Here is an 18264-nt window from a genome sequence, read left to right on the forward strand (position 1 = left end):
ATCTCCAAAAATGCGTGCGTTATCACATATAACAGCCTTGCCATAAACACGGGCATTGCCATAAACAAAACCAAAAACTCGAGCTTTGTCGTAAACCAGTGCATTGTCAAAAATCTGCGCATTATATTCAACACTAGCCTCTCCACAAACCTTGGCATTGTCGTAAACACACGCATTATCTGTAATTATTGCTCTTTCAAATATCTGTGCATTACCAAAAACCTTAGCATCATGACTAACTTTAGCTTTATACCAAATCCAACAGTCTCCTTCATGACTCAGGTTTTCTTCTTTTTCTACAAAGCCGCCTATGTCACCTTTTTTAACATTTCTAAAGTCTCGTAATGCGCGAATGCGATAAACCTTACGCAAATAAATTTCATCTATTTCATCAGTCAGTTTGTATTTCTTTTCCATAGTGACAGCCTCTTAATGCATGCTTTGTCTTTTAAGCTCTTGAGACAGCAGCCCAATGCCTTTTGTGGTAATTTTTGCGCAAGGAATGACTTTTTCTATTCCACTGGCGGTTTGAAGTGTGATGGTTGGACAATCCATAAGTTGCTTTTGGATTTTGTCTTGATAAGGAAGTAAATTTCCACCTGCTGCACGTCTATAAACCCAACCTTTTTGCTGTAAGAATTGAATGAATTGTTTTGGTTGCATCTCGAGTATTTTCGCGGCTTCTGTAAGACCAAAAAGGCCATCATGACGTCAAGAGCCATGGCTTTTGGTGTTAAATTTGCAATAATGTTATCTTTTTGTTCATTTTCATTTTTGAGATACGTTAAAACACCAAGCATAACTTGAGGGCTTGAGTAGTCGATTTGTGGTGTTACTGCTTGCTTTTCCAATTCTTGCCAACGGTCTATAATCCTAGCACGTAATGTCATGCTGTAACCAGAAACTAAAATGAGGCATTCACGTTTGGGGAGATTATAACAAGGAAGAGTACGACCTGTTGAATCTTTGTAAAAACCTACAAATTCACTCAGCCCAAATTTGGGCTCAGTACTTTTAGAGTGCAACTCTTCAAGCATTTTCTTGATATCACGCATAACATGTTTATGTTGTTTACTACACAATTCTGCAATTTCACGACTAGACATGGTTGGAATTGTTGTGTTTTGAAAATTGCTTTCAGATGTTGTAATAAAATTACGCATGCTTCACTCCGTTCGTTGTGACAACATTGTGATTGTCATTGTGCTTAATTTGCTGTCTTAGATGTCTTAAGAAATCTTCTAATGTTTCAGGATTTGAATAATCGATTTTTGAATTTGCTTTTTTTTCGCATTTCAGAAAATATTCACGTACTTGTTTACCTTTGAGACCAGGTTCACAAATGGCAATGTGTTTTGCTGTGTCTAAAGTGAGAGCATAATCTTTAGAAGAACAACCTCGTGAAGGTAATTTTTTGGTAGACGTCACAAAATCTAGCTCTTCTCGAAGACCAAATTCTTTAATACAATTTGCTATCCATTTTCTAAACTCGGCTTTGACCTCTAAAAAGGCATGCAAGTCACGAGCACTAACGGTTTGTACAGTTTGTTGTCTTATTGTAGTACTTTGAATAGCAATAAGCTTTTCCATTACGGACCTCATATTGATAGGGGTTTGATGGATTAAAGGGGGCGCTTTTAAATGCGCCTTTAGAGTTTAGATGACATCACTAAGACGCAAACGGTTCTGCTCTTCATAAGTACCGTAGACTTCATCTTCATATTTTTGCTGTGCTAAATCGTCTAAAAGTCTATTGTAGGCATCACTTTCGCGTATAAAGTAATGAACTTCACTATCCTCATTGAGACGCTCTATATTTTCTTCTACATATGCTTCTGCGATCTCTTCAGAGATATCTTCACAACTATTCTCAGAAGGATTTACACGAAGGATTTGTATTGCATCATCTGCCTCATCAATAATTTCTTGAACTTGGCTTGTATCAAGTGGTCCAGACTGAGCAATGTGTTCATCATCATAGACAACTAATAAAATTTCATCGGAATTAATAAGAATTGGCTTTTCCATAATTTCCCCTCCCTAACGCCTCTTGGCGATTGTTTGTGTTAATTTATGGATATATTAGTACATTATGTGCGAATAATAGTCAAGTACATAATGTACTATTTTTTTAGAAAAAATAAAAAAATGACGAATCATCGCCTAATTTAAGAATCAATAATCCGCTATGATCTATAATGATATCTAGTTGATGACTTAAACAGAGAACTGTAGAACTTACATGTCAAGTATAGTGCGTCGTACGCGACCTATTATAGAGATAGCGCCTTCAAGTTTTGGAGCTTTTATTGTTTTATCATATGAAGCAGGTTGAAAAGGAGGATCATCATTAGGTCTGTATCGTTTATACGTTGCTTGTCCAGTTTCATCTGCAATTACATAGCAGGCGTTAGGTACAAGTTTTTTGTCTCGCATATTTACAAATATTATAGAATCTGGAGGGCTAATTTTATTCATAGATGCACCATCCACACGCAAAGCAATCCATTCACCAGCAGGAAGATTAACAGCTTCTGTCATAGGATAATCTGAAAAATCCATTATCCCATCTTGCTCACTTAACTCTCCTGCACTAATCCATGAAATAAGAGGAATACTTATATTGAGGCTAGGATTCTCTTGAGGAGACTCACCATATAAAATCCATCCCGGTTCAACGTTAAATACTTGTCCATAGAGCTCGGCTTTTTGGCGCGAAACAGGACGATTTCCATTTTCGTGACTAATGAGAGTATTTTGATTAAGAGCTGGTATAGCGCGTGCCGCTTCGCTTGGTGTTGCATACCCAGCATTTTTACGCGCTATTTTAAGTCTATCTTTTGGCAAATAAGTCATTCGTACATTATCCACTATTTTTTTCATTCATTGTGTACGATTTTATCTTGATTTGAAATTGTACGTAATGTACTATTTGTTTCATAGTTAATAATTTTTATGTCAAAAATTTGATTGAATCTTGGGAATCTATACGCCAATTTGCAGAAGAAATTGGATGTAGCTATGAAGCTGCGCGTAAAATGCACGACCGCAATAGTATTTCCCCAAAATACTGGAACACAATTATCCAAGTGTCTAAATCTAAAAAAGATATGCGCCATCTAATGGAGAAGTTTAATGCAGCCAATCCCATAGATAATAACGAGCACCAGCAGCACCATTCACACTCTTAAGAAGAAAGATCATGAGAAACGGGATATTGAAGAAAGTCTACACCCAGTTTTGTAGATTAATAGGTTGTAATACGAAAATTGAGAATGGAGATAGATTGGTGGAAGAATGGAGAAAAGTACCATATCGTGACTGTAGCGTAGAAGATCTTGTGAAACGACACGAAACTCACACAACAATTCTTAAAAAACGAGAAGAATGGCATAAGTCAAAATTTGATAGTTGGATGAGATGGCATGAAGCCACTCTTGCAGAGCGAGATAAGTCAATTGAACAACAGCAAGTAGTACTTGAAAAACTATCCACTTTAATTAAGCAAAAAAATAAGACACTGTATGAACAAAGATTAAAGTTGGCTTCACAAATGGAACTAATTGATAAATTAAATAATAAAATCATTTGCTTAATTAACAAAAAAGAAGAACCAAGATTGATCGATTTTATTTTTGCAGGAGAATGCTTTTAATTTTAGCATCAAAAAAACCACAAGTTTAAAAGCGGATCTTTAGGATTAATTTCAGGTGCTTTGAAACGTGGTTCTGATGCCCAAAAACGAGCAATGATTAATTCATCTGGATTGTCGGGTGAAGTATATTCAAGAGTACAATTTACAATACCGTGACCATTGTATTCAGAGGCGCTTAAGCTTAATCGAAAGTAAAGAACAATGTACTCACTAGCAGGTATAAGAAATAAATTTAAAGCAAGTTCTACAGTAGCATTCGATTTTATCTCTTTAGGGTCTAAAGAAATACGTTTGGGAGTTGTTCTCTTAATAATGACGACGGAATCTTTCGATAGATCAGATCGGCAGTTAGTAAACGGACAAGCATCTTCAAGAAATTTAAAAGAGCACTTTTCTGATATCTTTATGTTTCTTATTACAATATCTCTTTTTGTTAGATTTGTAATCTTCAATACCAATCTACTATATAAGAGATCATTTTTTGAGCCTTGTATATCCAAGAGCGTATTAAATGCTAGGTGTTTTTTTGAAGTACGTAACAAAATTTCAAGATGTTGTTTTGACCATTCAGCAAGATCTTTTGTCGATATTGCTTGCTCTTTAAGGGCTATCGTCTGTTCTTGGCTTTCTGCAAATTGCTTGCTTATCCATTCTATATCTTCTTCTCGTTTTTTTGCAGATTTTTCTAAATCATCTTTGCGGATTTTAGCTGCTTCTTTACGGTCTTTATTTCTTAAAATAAGTGCTACAGAAAGCGACACAGCAAATGAAACAAAACCTGTAAGAAATATCTTTATCCATTCTTGCATCATAACTCCCCCCACTTTTTTAAAATCGTTGGGAGGATACTTTTTCATAAACATTTTTTCAAGACAAGCAATCACAACGCGCTCTGTCACAACAGCACCCTTCACAATCTTAAAGAAGAAAGATCAGAAATGATAGATGTCCCACAGATCACTATAAGCAAAGTCCAGTTGATTGATCTTGTTAATAAGATTGGACAGAAAGACATATATTATGGTCTCCGTTCGCCTCAAGATGCATGTCTTGAAACAAGCATGAAGCCCCCATCAACAGGTTTTATTGTTTGTATGCTACATAGTATCTTTGCGCGTGATGATAGAAATTATTTTCCGTTATTATCGTACGATGATTTTAATCAATGGTTTTCATCTGTGTTTACGCAAGCTTTTACTGCTTGGTTTGATAATCATTTTTCTCAAGAGTTATCATCTTTTTATCGCTTAAGTAAGCTAATCTTGTTTATGTGCTTAGTCAAAAGTAAGCTTGACTTCTTAAGGGATAAACTCATCGAAAAAAGAAAAGAAGAAATCGAATTAATAGATGATGCATGCAGTGTGTGTCTGAATCTGAGTTAATCCAATTTTTTAAAACTTATAACTACGCGCTCTGTCATAGCACACATAAAAATACGTAGAGCCTTAAGGGGGGGATTATGATCACTAACGCACAAACCATTTTATGTCTTGATCTAGGGACTAAGACAGGCTGGGCGATACGTGGTGCGGATGGTCACATAACAAGCGATACAGAGCATTTTCAATCACGCCGTTTTGAAGGCGGTGGTATGCGTTATTTACGCTTTAAACGGTGGCTTACTGAACTAAAGAGATCTGTTGATGAAATTGACGCGGTGTATTTTGAAGAGGTGCGCCGGCATGTGGGTACTGATGCAGCGCATATTTACGGTGACTTGTTATCAATCTTAACGGCGTGGTGTGAACATCATCAGATACCATATGAAGGCATTCCTGTTGGCACAATTAAGAAGGCAACAACAGGAAAAGGCAACGCCTCAAAAGAAGAAATGATTAAGGCGGTGTGTGCAAAAGGACATACGCCTAAAGACGACAACGAAGCAGATGCTTTAGCAATTTTATATTTAAAGAAAGAAGGGGATGCGCATGTCTAATGCAATGCCATGGGTAAGATTTTATTTGTATGACTGGATAAGTGGTACAAATGGAATGACATCTGAACAACGGGGGGGTTATATAACCCTTCTCGTTTGCATGTATGAAAAAAAAGAACCACTTAAAACAGACTTTCAAACGCTTGCACGCATTTGTTATTGTTCGCAGAAAAAATTTGCAGCTATTGTCGAATATCTCATGAAGAATGATAAACTTATTGAGACAGATGGTGGGTTGTGGAATACGCACGTTGAAGAAGAGCTAAAAGATTTTGCTGATAAAAAAGACCACATATCACAAGTTCGTAGTGAAGCTGGTAAAAAAGGTGCGCAAGCAAAAAATGCGATAAAACAACATGTTAATAATTTTGCTGAAGCAAACGCTAAGCAAAATCAAGCTATAAAGAACCAGAATAAGAATATATATAAAAAAACTAAAACTATCGTTTTAGCAAAAAAAGAAATTGGTTCTGAAAGTTTAGCAACAATCGATTTGGTTGACGAGCCAACAGAGGTTGATACCCTCCAAAGCCAATCAGAACAAAACGCAACATCATCAGAAAACCAACCTCCCCTTCACGAGCAAGAAAACGTTTCGAAAAAAGCAAAACGAGCAAAAGCTAATCGAGGTTGTCGATTGCCTGATGATTTCGAGCCCGATTACGATTTTGCACTTGCAGAGGGCTTGCCACCAGAGCGTATCAAAGCCGAAATCGCAAAATTTCGAGATTACTGGCGTTCAAAAGCCGGAGCAAATGCAACCAAAACCGATTGGCAAGCAACATGGCGTAACTGGGTAAGAAATTCAAAAAATTACGAAATCAATCAACGAGGTGGAAACTATGGAAATTACTCTCAAAGACAAAAAAGCAATGGAGAAATCATTGCAGAACGCATCAAAGATTTCGGAGATAGAGTTTTTTAACACAAGCTTTAAAGCATGTGAACCAAGGATTTCTAATCATGCTGAAACCTGGATATGAGATGACCATGCAGGAGAAGCAGAATACACTGAAAGCTTGCCAACAGTTAGAGGAATTAGTGTCTAAAAAAGCTTCTGCTCATGAAATTTCTTTTGCTTTTCGTTTGCTTTCTTCTGGAATGAAAACCCCTAAAGACATGGACCATGATTTTTCTGCTCTTTTCTACGGTATGGCTCTTGAAAGTGTTTCATCTGTAACCCTACAAGAATCCATCAAACGGATTGCACGTGGTGAAGTAGATGAAATATCTAAAGTATTCATACCAAGCGCTTCGGAGCTTGCATCATATTGCAAAATTTAGAATTGGGCCTTTTGGCAAAAGCCAAAACTATTCGCAAAGCTATCATGAATACACACGAAAAAGCAAAAAGAGAAAAGGTTGTTTTACTTACAAATCTTAATCAATCCAAAGCAATTGCCTGAAAGAATAGATCATATGGAAAATTTAAAACAAAAACTAAATGAAGAAAATGAACTTGAAGCTTGCCTATGGCTTCACAGGCTTATTGCTGTAAAAGCTTCCAATGATGATATCATTAACACCTTTCGCTTATTTTCTTGTGGTGGTTTTCAAATGCGAAAAAATATAGATTGCGATACATCTGCTCAAGCTTATCAAACTGAACTCAAAGGTGTTTCCTTATTGATTTTGAAAGAGGCTTTAAAACGCATTTTGCAAGGCAAAGTAGAAGGTATGTCTAAAAAGTTTATTCCAAGAGCATCAGATTTTTCTGAGTATTGCGAAGAGCTTGAGAAAGATCTGCTTTCACGAGCCAAAGCTCTTCATGAACTCATAACAGGCGAGTTCAAAAGTGATTTCTAAAAAACAGGAAGCTAGTGAAAATACTGATCATTTTACAATTAGGCATGCGTTTAAATCGATAAAAAGGCATCTTACAGAGAGATTTTAGATTTTTATGATTAAAACACATATCCATAACATAAAACGCTCTGTATGATCAAATTTGAGACAAATAGACCAATTGGTAAAGTTAGGATTAAAGCATGCCAATTTTAAAACATTTATCCTTAATAAACCGTAAACAGCCCATGCAAAAAAAGTTTGTGGCAACAGCGGTGGGATATGCACCATGGGGAAATGAAGCAGCAGAGTATTTTTACAACCTCTACGAATATGAAGATGGCAGGAGAGAGTGTGAAAAATTTGATGGCGGTCAGTATTACCAAATACCTAAGAATGCGGATTTTTGTACCAAGGCACAAGTAAAGGCGTGGATATATGGTGGTCATTTGCCTAAGAGCGTATTGAATTATGAAGCGTTGATAGATGAGCTTAACAGAGAGATTAAAAAACGATCAGAAGCTGCTTGACAATATGGCAACAATATGTCCATTGTCGAATCAGGTGCCTAAGAAACACCTTAAACCAATAGCGGATAGATTACCGAAATAATCTCTTCCCGCCGGAATTTAAAAACTTTGACTCACTATATGCTTTGTAGCATATAGTGATTTTGTCGGGTGTGGTTGCACTATACAATACCCTTGCGGGGAAAATGTAACGACGGACTTATCGCCGTGTTAGCACCCGGCACTCTCTTTAGAGTGTCAATGAAAAACATCTAACGATAAGGAGTTCATCATGAACACTCTTATAAAAATTACGGAACAAATAATTGATCAAGAGACTATTCAAACGGTCAATGCTCGTGACTTGCATACGTTTTTAGAAATAAAAGCCCGCTTTAATGACTGGATTAAAAATCGCATTAAAGAATGTAAGTTTCAGGAAAAATAAACTTTATAACGCTTACTAAAAATTTAGTAAGCGGTGGAAAGGTAAAAGAATACCATATTACCTTAGATATGGCTAAACACCTTTCCATGGTCGAGCGTAATGATAAAGGACATGAAGCGCGTCAATACTTTATCAAATGTGAACGGCTTTTGAAAAAAGTAGCAACACCACAGATTGATTATTCCAAGCCCGAAGCCTTACTTGGTGTCTTGAATCACTTACAAAGCCAAATCGAACAGAAAGATCATGTTATCGCAGAACTAACTCCAAAAGCAGAGGCTTTGGATGGCTTAAAACGTTTTGATGGGCTGTTCGGTCTTATTGAAGCAGCGAAGATGTTGGAGGTGCGACCAAAGGATTTAACGAATTACTTGCGTAAACATGATTGGGTCTATCGACGTGCTCCAGGGGCACCTTTATTACCCTATCAAGATAAAATCAAGAAAGGCTTTATGGATTGCCCTGCTATCACCATTCAAAGACCCGATGGGACAGAAAAGGTACTCCCTTCAACAAAAATCACCTCAAGAGGTTTAGCATGTTTGAGAGAACAAATCCATGGAGATGTACAATGAAGGTAGATACTAACTCTTTATGCGATTTGTGGATAGCATTGTTTCAGTTTTCTAATGATGAAAATATTAACGAAAAAGAGTGTACAGCTCTGGTTGACATCATGAGTCTGGTAGAAAAGGTTTTAATTTTAAAACTCCAAAATGACGTTCCAAATATTGTTAAGATTCTAGCAGTTCTTACAGATTTTGGTTCTTCAGAACTACCACATCGTATGGATTCTTTGTTGCGTGCTTACGAGCCAGATTTAGATAACCCCATTAAAAAGGTTGCTTAAAGTAAAATATGCCCTTCCCCATCTTTAAGGTGGGGAAGATATTTCAAGCAGTGTTTTTGATTGTAATCACAACTTGCTTACCAAGAACAGTCAGTGCCTGCTCTAGTGTTTAAAGTTTCGTTGGATAATTTAGATCAAGAATGCGTCTTGCTTCAGTTTCTTTCTTACCCAAACGATTGGCTAATTCTGTTTTGGTAATATGAGCTTCATTAAAAGCTTCTACCACTGCGAGCTTAAGAGCATTCCACGCATCTACTGTTACCTCTATAAGACCTTTATACTGCTGCGGTATAGGGAGAGGCAAACCACGCATCGGATAGCTACGTAATGCCAATCCTAACGCTTCAACAGCATTCTCTAATGCCTCTGCTCTATTTTCTCCAGCTGTTATTGCTTCTGGTACATCTGGAAAGGTTACAACAAAACCACCATCTGGATCAGTTTCAAACTTTGCTTGATAAGTATATTCCATATCTCTAAATCTCCTCACCATGATCGACTTTTTTTGAAAAGAAGGACTTAAAACGCTCGAAATGATGGTTTAAACCCCCAACTGCTTTTTTATTATTTTCACGTAAAGTGGAGTTAATTCACCAGACTTTATAACCGAAAATTGCTTGATATGTTTTAAACAAGAGGGATCCAAGCTCATTTTTCATTTCTCAAAGATGCTCACCTTTCTCTAAAGGTGAAATATGGGGTATTGGGCTGTTATGACGCGCTTGCCATAGATCATGCTTTTGTTGCAATTTAAGCCAAAATTCTGCATCATTTAAACCAGCCTTTTCTAAGCGTAAAGCAAGATTAATACTAATTGCCGCATGACAGTTTAAAACACGCGATAGAGTTAAACGTGCAACACCAAGATGATTTGCAGCCTCTGTTACTGTTAACCCCAATTCATCAAGCAATTCTTCTTTCAAAATGCCGCCAGGGTGTGGAGGATTGTACATCATAATAACACCTCAAAATCAATGATAGTCTTGGTAATCAACCAGTTCAACGTCTGTTCCAATGAAACGAAAAGTAACACGCCAATTTGCATTGACACGCATAGACCAATAACCCTTTAAATCGCCTGTAAGCTCGTGGAGACGATATGATTTAATAGTCATTTGTTCAGGAGCGGATATCGTATCTAAAATCACCAAAATATTTGCTAATTTTTTAGCATGTACAGGTTGTATTCCTTTAACAATTCCTCTTTCGAAGAATAACTTCAACCCTTTATGCTTAAAACTAACAATTGCCATATATCTACCTTTTGATACTTGATACGATACACAATGCACTTTGTCAATTGATTATTGATCACAAAGCGCTTAAAATATAAAGTTATATGTTAATAATTAATAATATCCTTTTGAAATAATTGATAAAAATAGCATCTTATGATAAGATTTTATGTGTATAAAATGCAAATCAAATGGAACTTACAAACATGTTGAATAAAGTGATCTTAATTGGCTATTTAGGGGCTGATCCCGAAAGCAAAACAATGAATTCTGGTGCCGAAATAGTCAATTTTAGTATAGCTACTTCTGAGAGCTATACAGATAAAAACACGCACCAAAAAGTAGAAAAAACTGAATGGCATTCCGTGGTGGTTTTTAATCCACATTTGGCAAAAATTGCGCTTCAATATTTACACAAAGGCTCAAAAGTTTACGTAGAAGGCAAATTACAAACCCGTAAATGGCAAGATAAAAACGGTATTGACCGCTTCACAACAGAGATTGTCTTATCACAATATAAAGGCGAATTGCACCTACTTGATGCAAAGAAAGAGCAATCTCCCCCCTCACCCGTGACTTCTCAAAATTATGCTATCCCCTCTGGTGCTCAAGATTATAGCGCATCTCTTAATGACAGCATGCCATTCTGATTGAAAAAATATGACAAAAAGAAAAAAACGAGCAAAACGTGGTCGCCCACGCATCGAAGGCTGTATCAGAGAACCCAATGGTCGTATCTCACGGACAAAAATGCCCCATGATCCTATCGATAAATTGGCAATAGAAATGCGTGCCAAACGCTTCTGTTTGACCTTACAAGAAGCAAAAAACCCGCTTGCCGGTACTTATATCGGACGACTTTACTTACAAGGAAATCTCAATCAAGATCAATACGATGCAGCACAAAAATATCTTGAAGTAAGAAATGATTATTTATGTGCAAAAACATTGCCTAGTGCAATTTATGATGAAATACCCTCATCTTCTGATGAAGCAGCAAGAGAGAAATGGGTTGAATTTGCAACAAAACAATTTTCGAATATGCAAGAGGTAATAAAAGAAACACAACACCTTTACAGACAGCACAATTTTTATGCTGCATTGCAATATCTTGTTATAGAAAATCAAGAGTTAGCATATCTTGTACCTTCATTACGTATCGTTCTTAATACTCTCCAAAAATATTTTGGTTATTAAAAACATTGACTTAAAATAAGAAAAAGTATAGTGTGTAAATATATACACATTATGAGATTGGGTAATGGAACAAAACAGCCGAAAGATAATTGCAAAATTAAAACGCGATGGCTTTGAGCTTGTGAAAGTGAAAGGTTCACACCATAAATTTAAAAAAGATGGTAAGGTTGTTATTGTTCCACATCCTAAGAAAAATCTTCCAATCGGTACAGCGCGTTCTATTGCATTACAAGCAGGCTGGTTAAAAAAAGGAGAAGAAGAATGAAAAGATTTTTTGCTCTTGTTCATAAAGATGAAGATTCTGCTTTTGGTGTTCAGTTTCCTGATTTTGAAGGTCTATTCTCTGCTGCTGATGAAGAAGAAAATCTTATCATAAATGCAACCGAAGCCTTACAACTTTATTGTGAAGATATGGACACAGTGCCTGTTCCTTTAAAATTTGAAGAAGTGATACAACAAAAAGCTATTAAAAAAGCTTTATCAGAAGGAGCTTTTTTAATACAAGTTCCTTTTATTGAAAATGATGCAGAAGTTGTACGTACAAATATATCAATTGAACGAGGGCTTTTACGTGCAATTGATAATTGTGCACAAGAAAGAGGCTTAACAAGATCTGCTTTTTTGGCAACAGCAGCCCGCCATGAGCTTAATATCTAGCTATAATATATTAATGAAAATCAAAAAGCAGCAGGTAAACAAATTGCTATAGTTAAGAGGGATATGACTATCATTGATATCATATACACGGCATCTAATATTTCTGCACCTGTCACTTCTCTTTCCTCCTATGATAATTGTCTAGTAATTTATAAATAAATAAGTTTTAAGCGGCATCTTGGATACTAATAGTAACCTCTTTTCCAAGAGTAATAAGAGTGGATTCTAAAGAGTCTAATTTTGTTGCGTGGTTTAAATCCAACAATCGGTCAATTTGTATTGGATTGAGTTTTAAAAGCCGCGTAAGATCTGCTTTGCGTAAATTCTTTTCAACCATAGCGTTATGTATTGCAATTTTTAAAGTGACCAATGAAGATACTTCAACAAAAGGATAGGCAGTATCACGAGCACCAAAAGGAACAACTTCTCGATCTTGGAAACGCCCCATAATAACTGTTAAAAGGGCATTTTTTGCGTGTTCCAAAGCCTCTTTTTCGTCGTTACCATAGGTAATAAATTCTTGAAAGTCTTTGGAAACAACAAGAAGAGTATCATTGTCATCTTTGATAAATTTAAGTGCATATTTCATTTACATCTCCATATTCAATCTTATCTTAGGTCAAGATCTTTAAGAATCTTTTGAACTAATCCCGTTCCTAATTCTTTCCGCGTACCATGCATAGGTAAAACGGATTTTTTAGAACCACGTTTTACAAGCAAATGGCCACCTTTCCCTGAGGTAAAACTGCAACCATGTTTTGTAAGATATCTTTTTAATTCTTGACTGTTCATAAATATAATATAACATCTAAAATGTTTAAATACAACATAAATATTGTTATTTGTATAAAATTAAAGATTGGCTTTTAAAATACTAAGTTTTGATCAAAAAAATGAAAAAATATACAATATTTAGATTTTTCTGTTGACAATACGTAAAAAATCGTATTTAGTGGCAGTACGGCACTAGTCGTATTGTATCTAAAATTCAAAAATATCCCCTAAAATTTGATAAAATATTAAGCTTTAAAAATGGTTTAACATACTGTTTTTATTGATAAAATTGGCTTATCTATTTTGCACACATCAAAAGCCATTAATTTACCAATGATGTCATTAATTAATTGCCTCAAAAGGAGTCAAGATGAAAGCAATCATCACCAAACCAATGTGTGTTGTTGGCGATAACAAAAGCACTATTCGTTTTGAACCATCAACTTCAAGTAATCCATTTGTAGAGATTTCCAATCAAGTCTATGCCCGACTTAAACGAGCAAACGCCGTAAAACCCTTTGTTGAAAGTAGAACCACAATAAAATCTGAAAAGGTAATTGAACAGACTAAGCCAACCGAAAAAGAAGTTGTACAAACATCTTCTGAACTAAGTGCAGAAGAAACTTCACTTCAACAGACAAAAACACCTAAAGTTTCCAAGCCATCAACACCTCCTGCTAAAAAGCTTAAAAATTGAAATTAATTATCCATCAAAAATGGTATCTTCAACAGGTAAAAGATACCTTTACCGATCTTCAAGCACCACGCCTTAATTGGGCTTTACGGAATGCTATAAATACTTCAGCAAAGCAAGTCGAGCGCTTTACGGAGAAGCAAGTTGCCGACCTCTCATCAGCCCAACCAAAGCGTGTTAAAAAAGGCGTTTATATTAAAGAAAAGGCGACAGCAAAGTTTCTCGAGACAGATATCATTGGTTCTGGAACACCGATACCTCTTAAATTTTTTAAGGCAAAAGAAACAAAACGCGGTGTGACTTACACACTGTTTGGAAAGAAAGAAATCTTGACCCATGGTTTTATCAAGGGGGGGAATTTTCCAAAGCGTGTTGAATTAAAAAAAATGAACGGTCATGTTTTTCAAAGAGTGGACAGCGATAAATTCCCCATTGCAAAACAAGAAGGACCATCAATTGCTAAAGTGATGTCCAAGCCAGAAATTGCAAATGCTATTGCACAATATGCCAATGAAAGACTAACCAAAAACATACAGAGACAACTTGCTCGTCAAGAATACGCTGCCAATAAAAGAGGCTAGATCATGTTTTCAAGCTTTATCTCTATATTACATATCTTCATAAGTTTAAGTATTACATATTCTTATTGCAATTTTAAAAACAAATTATCACTTGCACTTTGTTTTTTCCATAAAAAAATCAATAAAATCAATGCAAAAGGTACTTCCCAGCGGGTTGGCTTCGTTGCGGGGCGGACGAGCGCGAACTATCGCTAGCGACAGAATTTTTAAATCGACTGTACATTGTACACATAACATATTGATAAATAACAAAAATTAATGTGTACTCATATACACACTATACAATCTATAATTATTTTAAAAAATATAAAGTCACCACTTGACAATATGACAACAATATGTCCATTGTCGAATCAGGTGCCTAACAAACACCTTAAATGCATAGCGGGTAGATTGCCGACACAATCTCTTCTCCGCACATTAAAGGCTTTGACTCATTGTGTGTTACACGCATATAATGATTCTTGTCGGGTGTAGTTACGCTATACAATACCCTTATGGGAAAAGCGTAACGACGGACTATGCACCGTGTTTGTTAGCGCCCGGCACTCTTTTTTAGAGTGTCATTAACAAACGTCTAACTGCATAGGAGTTCATCATGAACACTCTTATAGAAATTAAAGAACAAATCATTGATCAAGAGACTGTTCAAACAGTTAATGCGCGTGATTTACACGCGTTTTTAGAAATTACATCAAAGTTTGCAGACTGGATTAAAAATCGTATTAAAGAATGTAACTTTCGAGAAAATATAGACTTTATAGGTTTTTCTAAAAATTTAGAAAAAGGTGGGCGCCCAAGCATAGAATACTACCTCACCTTAGATATGGCTAAACACCTTTCCATGATCGAGCGTAATGATAAAGGATATGAAGCACGTCAATACTTTATCAAATGTGAACGGCTCTTGAAAAAAGTAGCAACACCACAAGTTGATTATTCCAAACCCGAAGCATTACTGGGCGTCTTGAATCATCTACAAAGTCAAATCGAGCAAAAAGATCATGTGATTGCTGAATTAACTCCAAAAGCAGAAGCTTTAGAAGGCTTAAAGCGTTCTGATGGTTTGTTCGGTCTTATTGAAGCAGCAAAGATGTTAGAGGTACGACCAAAGGATTTAACCGATTATTTGCGGAAACATGATTGGGTCTATCGACGGGCTCCAGAGGCGCCGCTGTTACCCTATCAAGATAAAATCAAGAAAGGCTTTATGGATTGCCCTGCGATTACCATTCAAAGACCGGATGGGACAGAAAAGGTACTGCCTTCAACAAAAATCACCTCAAGAGGATTGGCATGTTTGAGAGAACAAATTCATGGAGGTGTACAATGAAGATCGATACTAACTTTTTATGCGATTTATGGATAGCATTGTTTCAGTTTTCTAATGATGAAAATATTAACGAAAAAGAGTGTACAGCTCTGGTTGACATCATGAGTCTGGTAGAAAAGGTTTTAGTTTTAAAACTCCAAAATGACGTTCCAAATATTGTTAAGATTCTAGCAGTTCTTACAGATTTTGGTTCTTCAGAGTTACCGCATAGCATGGATTCTTTGTTGCGTGCTTATGAACCAAATTTAGACAACCCCATTAAAAAGGTTGCTTAAGGTAAAATATGCCCCCTCCTCGTTCTCAAAATGGGGAGGTGGTAGTATACTCAATCGCCCGCATAGAGATCATCAAATAATTCGTCTACGGAATGAAACTTTTTTAAATTGCCTTCATCAAGTTCGGCAAAAGCCGCTATGGTTTCTGCATTGGGTTGAAATAAGAAAGAAGGAATAGCTTTATCTTGTGCAATACGTGTCATCAAAACTCTCACGACATCACTTACTGACAAACCAGAGGCTTGAATAACTTGACTAGCAACATTTTGAATCTCTTCTGGTACGCGTGCTTGAACCATGCGACTGGTAGCCATAACGATTTCTCCTCTCTTAATTGTATTTCAATGTAGTACAATTGGAATTTAATTTCAACTGTAAAGCACTTTTTAGAATGGAGAGGTCGGCTTAACATCCACTTGCTTTTTTTAACACTTCACTCATACGTGTGCGCCAATCTTTTCCTTGTTTTTTAAAAGAGGCAATAACGTTTGGGTCAAGACGTAAAGTAACCGCTTGTTTAGGAGATTCAACGGGGGGACGCCCACGTTTACGGCGCTCTTCTGTTACATACTTAAAAAAGGAGGCTGGTAAAACATCTTTTGCCGGCTTTAAGCGTGCAAGTTCTTCATCTGTCAATGGTGGAGAATCTACAGCTTCATAATCTTCTTTTGTATAGCCACAGTCTCTTTCAAAGGTTTTGTTGATAGTCATTGAAAACCTCTCTTTCTTTTTTATTAGCTTGACGGAAACTAATAATGGATATCGCTTCAGTGCCAAGCTTCGCAAAAACAACAACTGTCGTACCATTAGCAAAACGTCCAATAGCCTTCATGCGGTTGAATGGGTTGCATCAATAAGAGCATGCTCCCAATCAAAGTAAATAACATCAGCAAAATCAAGCTTATGTTTAACAATGTTTACAGCTCTTTTTGGTTCATCCCACACGATCTTCATATATTTTATGTACACGAAAAATAAAATCGTGTTAATAATTAAAGTGTACAATAATTCGCATAAATCATTCAAAATGGAGCGACTGCTCAATGAATAAGAAGCATCGTAAGGGTCTATCGGTTCGTGCGTTTGCCAAAAAGATGGGTGTTTCACATAATGCGGTGGTTTCTCGGATAAAGACAGGTAAATTTGATGCAGCTCTTTTTGAAGATGGTTCTGTCAATGAAGCGCTTGCTACAGCCATCTGGAATGAGAATCCAACAAAGCGCCCTATCCCATTTTTAGCGCCTGATGGAAAGGTGCGGACAAAGATTAAACAAGCCTCCACAGATGGAGCCAATGAATACAAGATAAAACTGGAGCGAATGCAAGTTGCGCTTGAAAGCGAAAAGATTGCTCTGGAAAAGTTACGCGAAACAACTGTTGATCGTGAAGAAGTGAGAAAAGAAGCATGGAACTTTGGAAAAGCGCATCGAGATACAATGCTCAATTTTGCCTATCGCTTTGGTACTGAAATTGCGGCGCAAGTGGGATGTGATGCTGCGAGCCTTATTGGAGCTATCGATCATCATATGCGCAAAGCTTTAGTGGAAAATGTCGTCCCTGTTTCTTTTCACGATCCCAACATTTTAGAAGAGAATCCAGAACATGATAAGTGATGCTTCGCCCTCGTCCTCTGGTGCTGGGCTCTTTTTTTGCTATGCGAATGAAGGACGCCGTCCTGACCCGCCTTATACTGTTTCCCAGTGGGCTGATAAAAATCGTTATTTGAGCACAGTTACGAGTGCTGAGCCTGGGTTATGGAGGACTATACGTACCCCCTATTTACGAGAGATCATGGATAATCTTTCTGTTTATTATCCGACTGAAACAACGGTTGTGATGAAGGGGGCTCAGATTGGAATGTCGGAAGCAGCATTGAACTTTTGTGGTTATGCCATTCATCATAGTCCAGGACCTGCCCTTTATGTGATGCCGACAGTTGAGACAGCGAAGAAACTGTCAAAGTCTCGTCTTGATCCGATGATTTCAGCTAGCCCTGCTTTAAGTGAACGCATTGCCCCAGCGCGGGCACGCGACAGTGGTAATACCATGTTTTCGAAAGAGTTTGATGGTGGTGCATTGATGCTTACAGGAGCAAACAGTGCAGCTGGTTTGCGTTCCATGCCTATTCGTTATCTGATTTTAGATGAGGTGGATGCCTATCCTCTCAGTGTGGATAACGAAGGTGATCCGGTGATGATTGCCGAAAAGCGTACCTCAACCTTTGTGCAGAGAAAGATTTTTAAATTGTCTACACCAACACACCGTGACACAAGCCGTATCGCCAAGGATTTTGTGCTAGGAGACCAGCGATATTACAATGTCCCTTGTGATGCGT

The 18264-nt window shown here is 36.9% G+C and carries 30 protein-coding genes and 4 pseudogenes; 20 read left to right on the top strand and 14 right to left on the bottom strand.

All coding sequences use genetic code 11. The annotated features are described in order from the left end of the window. The 5 genes and pseudogenes from PVV68_RS07580 to PVV68_RS07600 form a co-directional block, all read right to left on the bottom strand. Positions 1-417, bottom strand: a 417-nt coding sequence (locus tag PVV68_RS07580) for a hypothetical protein (protein ID WP_273782852.1), incomplete at its 3' end; no start/stop codon positions are given. 12 nt (positions 418-429) lie between these two features. Continuing rightward, positions 430-1163, bottom strand: a pseudogene (locus PVV68_RS07585) (Rha family transcriptional regulator). Beyond that, a complete protein-coding gene (locus PVV68_RS07590; protein ID WP_273721076.1) occupies positions 1156-1590 on the bottom strand; it encodes an antA/AntB antirepressor family protein in 435 nt (144 codons plus the stop codon). The pseudogene PVV68_RS07585 and the gene PVV68_RS07590 overlap by 8 nt, the downstream one beginning before the upstream one ends. Positions 1591-1656: 66 nt before the next feature. Next, positions 1657-2028, bottom strand: coding sequence for a hypothetical protein (locus tag PVV68_RS07595; RefSeq protein ID WP_273721077.1), 372 nt, complete (start codon positions 2026-2028; stop codon positions 1657-1659). 210 nt (positions 2029-2238) lie between these two features. After that, a complete protein-coding gene (locus PVV68_RS07600) occupies positions 2239-2856 on the bottom strand; it encodes a S24 family peptidase (protein WP_273721078.1) in 618 nt (205 codons plus the stop codon). 110 nt (positions 2857-2966) lie between these two features. On the opposite strand from PVV68_RS07600, the gene PVV68_RS07605 reads away from it, so the two are divergent. Beyond that, positions 2967-3191 (top strand): hypothetical protein, encoded by a 225-nt coding sequence (locus PVV68_RS07605; protein WP_273782853.1) that lies wholly within the window; start codon positions 2967-2969, stop codon positions 3189-3191. Positions 3192-3202: 11 nt separating this feature from the next. Continuing rightward, complete coding sequence (locus PVV68_RS07610; RefSeq protein WP_275064945.1) at positions 3203-3655, top strand: hypothetical protein; 453 nt, start codon at positions 3203-3205, stop codon at positions 3653-3655. An 8-nt stretch (positions 3656-3663) separates the two neighbouring features. On the opposite strand, the gene PVV68_RS07615 is transcribed toward PVV68_RS07610, so the two are convergent. Next, positions 3664-4554: a hypothetical protein gene (locus PVV68_RS07615; protein ID WP_273721079.1), complete on the bottom strand. Its 891-nt coding sequence runs from the start codon at positions 4552-4554 to the stop codon at positions 3664-3666. A 39-nt stretch (positions 4555-4593) separates the two neighbouring features. On the opposite strand from PVV68_RS07615, the gene PVV68_RS07620 reads away from it, so the two are divergent. The 8 genes and pseudogenes from PVV68_RS07620 to PVV68_RS07655 all read left to right on the top strand — a co-directional run bounded on the left by PVV68_RS07620 (position 4594) and on the right by PVV68_RS07655 (position 9183). Further along, the gene (locus PVV68_RS07620) at positions 4594-5037 is read left to right on the top strand and encodes a hypothetical protein (protein WP_273721080.1); all 444 of its coding nucleotides are present in this window, start codon (positions 4594-4596) and stop codon (positions 5035-5037) included. Positions 5038-5114: 77 nt separating this feature from the next. Continuing rightward, positions 5115-5591, top strand: coding sequence for a crossover junction endodeoxyribonuclease RuvC (locus tag PVV68_RS07625; RefSeq protein WP_273721081.1), 477 nt, complete (start codon positions 5115-5117; stop codon positions 5589-5591). Continuing rightward, complete coding sequence (locus tag PVV68_RS07630) at positions 5584-6516, top strand: DUF1376 domain-containing protein (RefSeq protein ID WP_273721082.1); 933 nt, start codon at positions 5584-5586, stop codon at positions 6514-6516. Before PVV68_RS07625 ends, PVV68_RS07630 begins: the two co-directional genes overlap by 8 nt. Before the next feature lie 38 nt (positions 6517-6554). Beyond that, positions 6555-6875 carry a hypothetical protein gene (locus PVV68_RS07635; RefSeq protein ID WP_273721083.1) on the top strand — a complete coding sequence of 107 codons (321 nt, stop codon included), beginning with the start codon at positions 6555-6557 and terminating at the stop codon, positions 6873-6875. A gap of 135 nt (positions 6876-7010) precedes the next feature. Continuing rightward, the gene (locus PVV68_RS07640) at positions 7011-7397 is read left to right on the top strand and encodes a hypothetical protein (protein WP_273721084.1); all 387 of its coding nucleotides are present in this window, start codon (positions 7011-7013) and stop codon (positions 7395-7397) included. Between the two features lie 182 nt (positions 7398-7579). Further along, a complete protein-coding gene (locus tag PVV68_RS07645) occupies positions 7580-7906 on the top strand; it encodes a hypothetical protein (RefSeq protein ID WP_273721085.1) in 327 nt (108 codons plus the stop codon). A gap of 271 nt (positions 7907-8177) precedes the next feature. Then, positions 8178-8908: pseudogene (locus PVV68_RS07650) on the top strand (antA/AntB antirepressor family protein). Next, on the top strand, positions 8905-9183 hold the full coding sequence (locus PVV68_RS07655) for a hypothetical protein (protein WP_273721086.1): 279 nt from the start codon (positions 8905-8907) through the stop codon (positions 9181-9183). Before PVV68_RS07650 ends, PVV68_RS07655 begins: the two are co-directional and overlap by 4 nt. 43 nt (positions 9184-9226) lie before the next feature. On the opposite strand, the pseudogene PVV68_RS07660 reads toward PVV68_RS07655, so the two are convergent. The 3 genes and pseudogenes from PVV68_RS07660 to PVV68_RS07670 all read right to left on the bottom strand — a co-directional run bounded on the left by PVV68_RS07660 (position 9227) and on the right by PVV68_RS07670 (position 10436). Continuing rightward, positions 9227-9655 (bottom strand): annotated as a pseudogene (locus PVV68_RS07660) (type II toxin-antitoxin system HicB family antitoxin). A gap of 190 nt (positions 9656-9845) precedes the next feature. Next, positions 9846-10139 carry a HigA family addiction module antitoxin gene (locus PVV68_RS07665; RefSeq protein WP_273721087.1) on the bottom strand — a complete coding sequence of 98 codons (294 nt, stop codon included), beginning with the start codon at positions 10137-10139 and terminating at the stop codon, positions 9846-9848. A gap of 15 nt (positions 10140-10154) precedes the next feature. Continuing rightward, positions 10155-10436, bottom strand: a complete 282-nt coding sequence (locus PVV68_RS07670; RefSeq protein ID WP_273721088.1) for a type II toxin-antitoxin system RelE/ParE family toxin — start codon at positions 10434-10436, stop codon at positions 10155-10157. Positions 10437-10624: 188 nt separating this feature from the next. Between PVV68_RS07670 and ssb the strand changes: the two genes are divergently transcribed. The 4 genes from ssb to PVV68_RS07690 all read left to right on the top strand — a co-directional run bounded on the left by ssb (position 10625) and on the right by PVV68_RS07690 (position 12272). Further along, on the top strand, positions 10625-11068 hold the full coding sequence (ssb, locus tag PVV68_RS07675; RefSeq protein ID WP_273721120.1) for a single-stranded DNA-binding protein: 444 nt from the start codon (positions 10625-10627) through the stop codon (positions 11066-11068). Between the two features lie 10 nt (positions 11069-11078). Next, on the top strand, positions 11079-11615 hold the full coding sequence (locus PVV68_RS07680; protein ID WP_273721089.1) for a hypothetical protein: 537 nt from the start codon (positions 11079-11081) through the stop codon (positions 11613-11615). Between the two features lie 64 nt (positions 11616-11679). After that, positions 11680-11880, top strand: coding sequence for a type II toxin-antitoxin system HicA family toxin (locus PVV68_RS07685; RefSeq protein WP_005774031.1), 201 nt, complete (start codon positions 11680-11682; stop codon positions 11878-11880). Then, complete coding sequence (locus PVV68_RS07690) at positions 11877-12272, top strand: type II toxin-antitoxin system HicB family antitoxin (protein ID WP_273721090.1); 396 nt, start codon at positions 11877-11879, stop codon at positions 12270-12272. The genes PVV68_RS07685 and PVV68_RS07690 overlap by 4 nt, the downstream gene beginning before the upstream one ends. A 166-nt stretch (positions 12273-12438) precedes the next feature. On the opposite strand, the gene PVV68_RS07695 is transcribed toward PVV68_RS07690, so the two are convergent. Beyond that, positions 12439-12861: a type II toxin-antitoxin system HicB family antitoxin gene (locus PVV68_RS07695; RefSeq protein WP_144754996.1), complete on the bottom strand. Its 423-nt coding sequence runs from the start codon at positions 12859-12861 to the stop codon at positions 12439-12441. Positions 12862-12881: 20 nt separating this feature from the next. After that, on the bottom strand, positions 12882-13064 hold the full coding sequence (locus tag PVV68_RS07700; protein ID WP_038473319.1) for a type II toxin-antitoxin system HicA family toxin: 183 nt from the start codon (positions 13062-13064) through the stop codon (positions 12882-12884). 352 nt (positions 13065-13416) lie between these two features. Between PVV68_RS07700 and PVV68_RS07705 the strand changes: the two genes are divergently transcribed. The 4 genes from PVV68_RS07705 to PVV68_RS07720 all read left to right on the top strand — a co-directional run bounded on the left by PVV68_RS07705 (position 13417) and on the right by PVV68_RS07720 (position 15929). Further along, positions 13417-13743, top strand: coding sequence for a hypothetical protein (locus tag PVV68_RS07705; RefSeq protein WP_273721091.1), 327 nt, complete (start codon positions 13417-13419; stop codon positions 13741-13743). Continuing rightward, positions 13740-14321 (top strand): hypothetical protein, encoded by a 582-nt coding sequence (locus PVV68_RS07710; RefSeq protein ID WP_273721092.1) that lies wholly within the window; start codon positions 13740-13742, stop codon positions 14319-14321. The genes PVV68_RS07705 and PVV68_RS07710 overlap by 4 nt, the downstream gene beginning before the upstream one ends. A 598-nt stretch (positions 14322-14919) precedes the next feature. Continuing rightward, positions 14920-15654 (top strand): antA/AntB antirepressor family protein, encoded by a 735-nt coding sequence (locus PVV68_RS07715; protein ID WP_273721093.1) that lies wholly within the window; start codon positions 14920-14922, stop codon positions 15652-15654. After that, positions 15651-15929, top strand: a complete 279-nt coding sequence (locus tag PVV68_RS07720) for a hypothetical protein (protein WP_273721094.1) — start codon at positions 15651-15653, stop codon at positions 15927-15929. The genes PVV68_RS07715 and PVV68_RS07720 overlap by 4 nt, the downstream gene beginning before the upstream one ends. A gap of 50 nt (positions 15930-15979) precedes the next feature. Here the strand turns inward: PVV68_RS07720 and PVV68_RS07725 are convergent, their stop codons facing one another. From PVV68_RS07725 to PVV68_RS07735, 3 genes and pseudogenes are all read right to left on the bottom strand, one after another. Continuing rightward, positions 15980-16243: a type II toxin-antitoxin system RelB/DinJ family antitoxin gene (locus PVV68_RS07725; RefSeq protein WP_273721095.1), complete on the bottom strand. Its 264-nt coding sequence runs from the start codon at positions 16241-16243 to the stop codon at positions 15980-15982. A gap of 91 nt (positions 16244-16334) precedes the next feature. Further along, positions 16335-16640 carry a BrnA antitoxin family protein gene (locus PVV68_RS07730; RefSeq protein WP_273721096.1) on the bottom strand — a complete coding sequence of 102 codons (306 nt, stop codon included), beginning with the start codon at positions 16638-16640 and terminating at the stop codon, positions 16335-16337. Continuing rightward, a pseudogene (locus PVV68_RS07735) lies at positions 16618-16883 on the bottom strand (BrnT family toxin). Before PVV68_RS07735 ends, PVV68_RS07730 begins: the two are co-directional and overlap by 23 nt. 89 nt (positions 16884-16972) lie before the next feature. Here PVV68_RS07735 and PVV68_RS07740 point away from each other — a divergent pair. Together PVV68_RS07740 and PVV68_RS07745 are read left to right on the top strand one after the other, a co-directional pair. Beyond that, on the top strand, positions 16973-17542 hold the full coding sequence (locus PVV68_RS07740; RefSeq protein WP_273721097.1) for a hypothetical protein: 570 nt from the start codon (positions 16973-16975) through the stop codon (positions 17540-17542). After that, positions 17532-18264: phage terminase large subunit family protein (locus PVV68_RS07745; RefSeq protein WP_273782854.1), on the top strand; the 733-nt coding region annotated here is incomplete at its 3' end. The genes PVV68_RS07740 and PVV68_RS07745, both read left to right, overlap by 11 nt.

Source organism: Bartonella sp. ML69XJBT, assembly GCF_028618515.1.
Classification (GTDB): domain Bacteria; phylum Pseudomonadota; class Alphaproteobacteria; order Rhizobiales; family Rhizobiaceae; genus Bartonella.

Coding starts and splice junctions, on each gene's coding strand:
- PVV68_RS07610 (WP_275064945.1), top strand. CDS start 3,203: ATGAGAAACGGGATATTGAAGAAAGTCTACACCCAGTTTTGTAGATTA.
- PVV68_RS07620 (WP_273721080.1), top strand. CDS start 4,594: ATGATAGATGTCCCACAGATCACTATAAGCAAAGTCCAGTTGATTGAT.
- PVV68_RS07590 (WP_273721076.1), bottom strand. CDS start 1,590: ATGGAAAAGCTTATTGCTATTCAAAGTACTACAATAAGACAACAAACT.
- ssb (WP_273721120.1), top strand. CDS start 10,625: ATGTTGAATAAAGTGATCTTAATTGGCTATTTAGGGGCTGATCCCGAA.
- PVV68_RS07725 (WP_273721095.1), bottom strand. CDS start 16,243: ATGGCTACCAGTCGCATGGTTCAAGCACGCGTACCAGAAGAGATTCAA.
- PVV68_RS07665 (WP_273721087.1), bottom strand. CDS start 10,139: ATGATGTACAATCCTCCACACCCTGGCGGCATTTTGAAAGAAGAATTG.
- PVV68_RS07655 (WP_273721086.1), top strand. CDS start 8,905: ATGAAGGTAGATACTAACTCTTTATGCGATTTGTGGATAGCATTGTTT.
- PVV68_RS07730 (WP_273721096.1), bottom strand. CDS start 16,640: ATGACTATCAACAAAACCTTTGAAAGAGACTGTGGCTATACAAAAGAA.
- PVV68_RS07635 (WP_273721083.1), top strand. CDS start 6,555: ATGCTGAAACCTGGATATGAGATGACCATGCAGGAGAAGCAGAATACA.
- PVV68_RS07600 (WP_273721078.1), bottom strand. CDS start 2,856: ATGACTTATTTGCCAAAAGATAGACTTAAAATAGCGCGTAAAAATGCT.
- PVV68_RS07645 (WP_273721085.1), top strand. CDS start 7,580: ATGCCAATTTTAAAACATTTATCCTTAATAAACCGTAAACAGCCCATG.
- PVV68_RS07700 (WP_038473319.1), bottom strand. CDS start 13,064: ATGAACAGTCAAGAATTAAAAAGATATCTTACAAAACATGGTTGCAGT.
- PVV68_RS07715 (WP_273721093.1), top strand. CDS start 14,920: ATGAACACTCTTATAGAAATTAAAGAACAAATCATTGATCAAGAGACT.
- PVV68_RS07630 (WP_273721082.1), top strand. CDS start 5,584: ATGTCTAATGCAATGCCATGGGTAAGATTTTATTTGTATGACTGGATA.
- PVV68_RS07595 (WP_273721077.1), bottom strand. CDS start 2,028: ATGGAAAAGCCAATTCTTATTAATTCCGATGAAATTTTATTAGTTGTC.
- PVV68_RS07670 (WP_273721088.1), bottom strand. CDS start 10,436: ATGGCAATTGTTAGTTTTAAGCATAAAGGGTTGAAGTTATTCTTCGAA.
- PVV68_RS07690 (WP_273721090.1), top strand. CDS start 11,877: ATGAAAAGATTTTTTGCTCTTGTTCATAAAGATGAAGATTCTGCTTTT.
- PVV68_RS07740 (WP_273721097.1), top strand. CDS start 16,973: ATGAATAAGAAGCATCGTAAGGGTCTATCGGTTCGTGCGTTTGCCAAA.
- PVV68_RS07680 (WP_273721089.1), top strand. CDS start 11,079: ATGACAAAAAGAAAAAAACGAGCAAAACGTGGTCGCCCACGCATCGAA.
- PVV68_RS07625 (WP_273721081.1), top strand. CDS start 5,115: ATGATCACTAACGCACAAACCATTTTATGTCTTGATCTAGGGACTAAG.
- PVV68_RS07640 (WP_273721084.1), top strand. CDS start 7,011: ATGGAAAATTTAAAACAAAAACTAAATGAAGAAAATGAACTTGAAGCT.
- PVV68_RS07695 (WP_144754996.1), bottom strand. CDS start 12,861: ATGAAATATGCACTTAAATTTATCAAAGATGACAATGATACTCTTCTT.
- PVV68_RS07720 (WP_273721094.1), top strand. CDS start 15,651: ATGAAGATCGATACTAACTTTTTATGCGATTTATGGATAGCATTGTTT.
- PVV68_RS07685 (WP_005774031.1), top strand. CDS start 11,680: ATGGAACAAAACAGCCGAAAGATAATTGCAAAATTAAAACGCGATGGC.
- PVV68_RS07705 (WP_273721091.1), top strand. CDS start 13,417: ATGAAAGCAATCATCACCAAACCAATGTGTGTTGTTGGCGATAACAAA.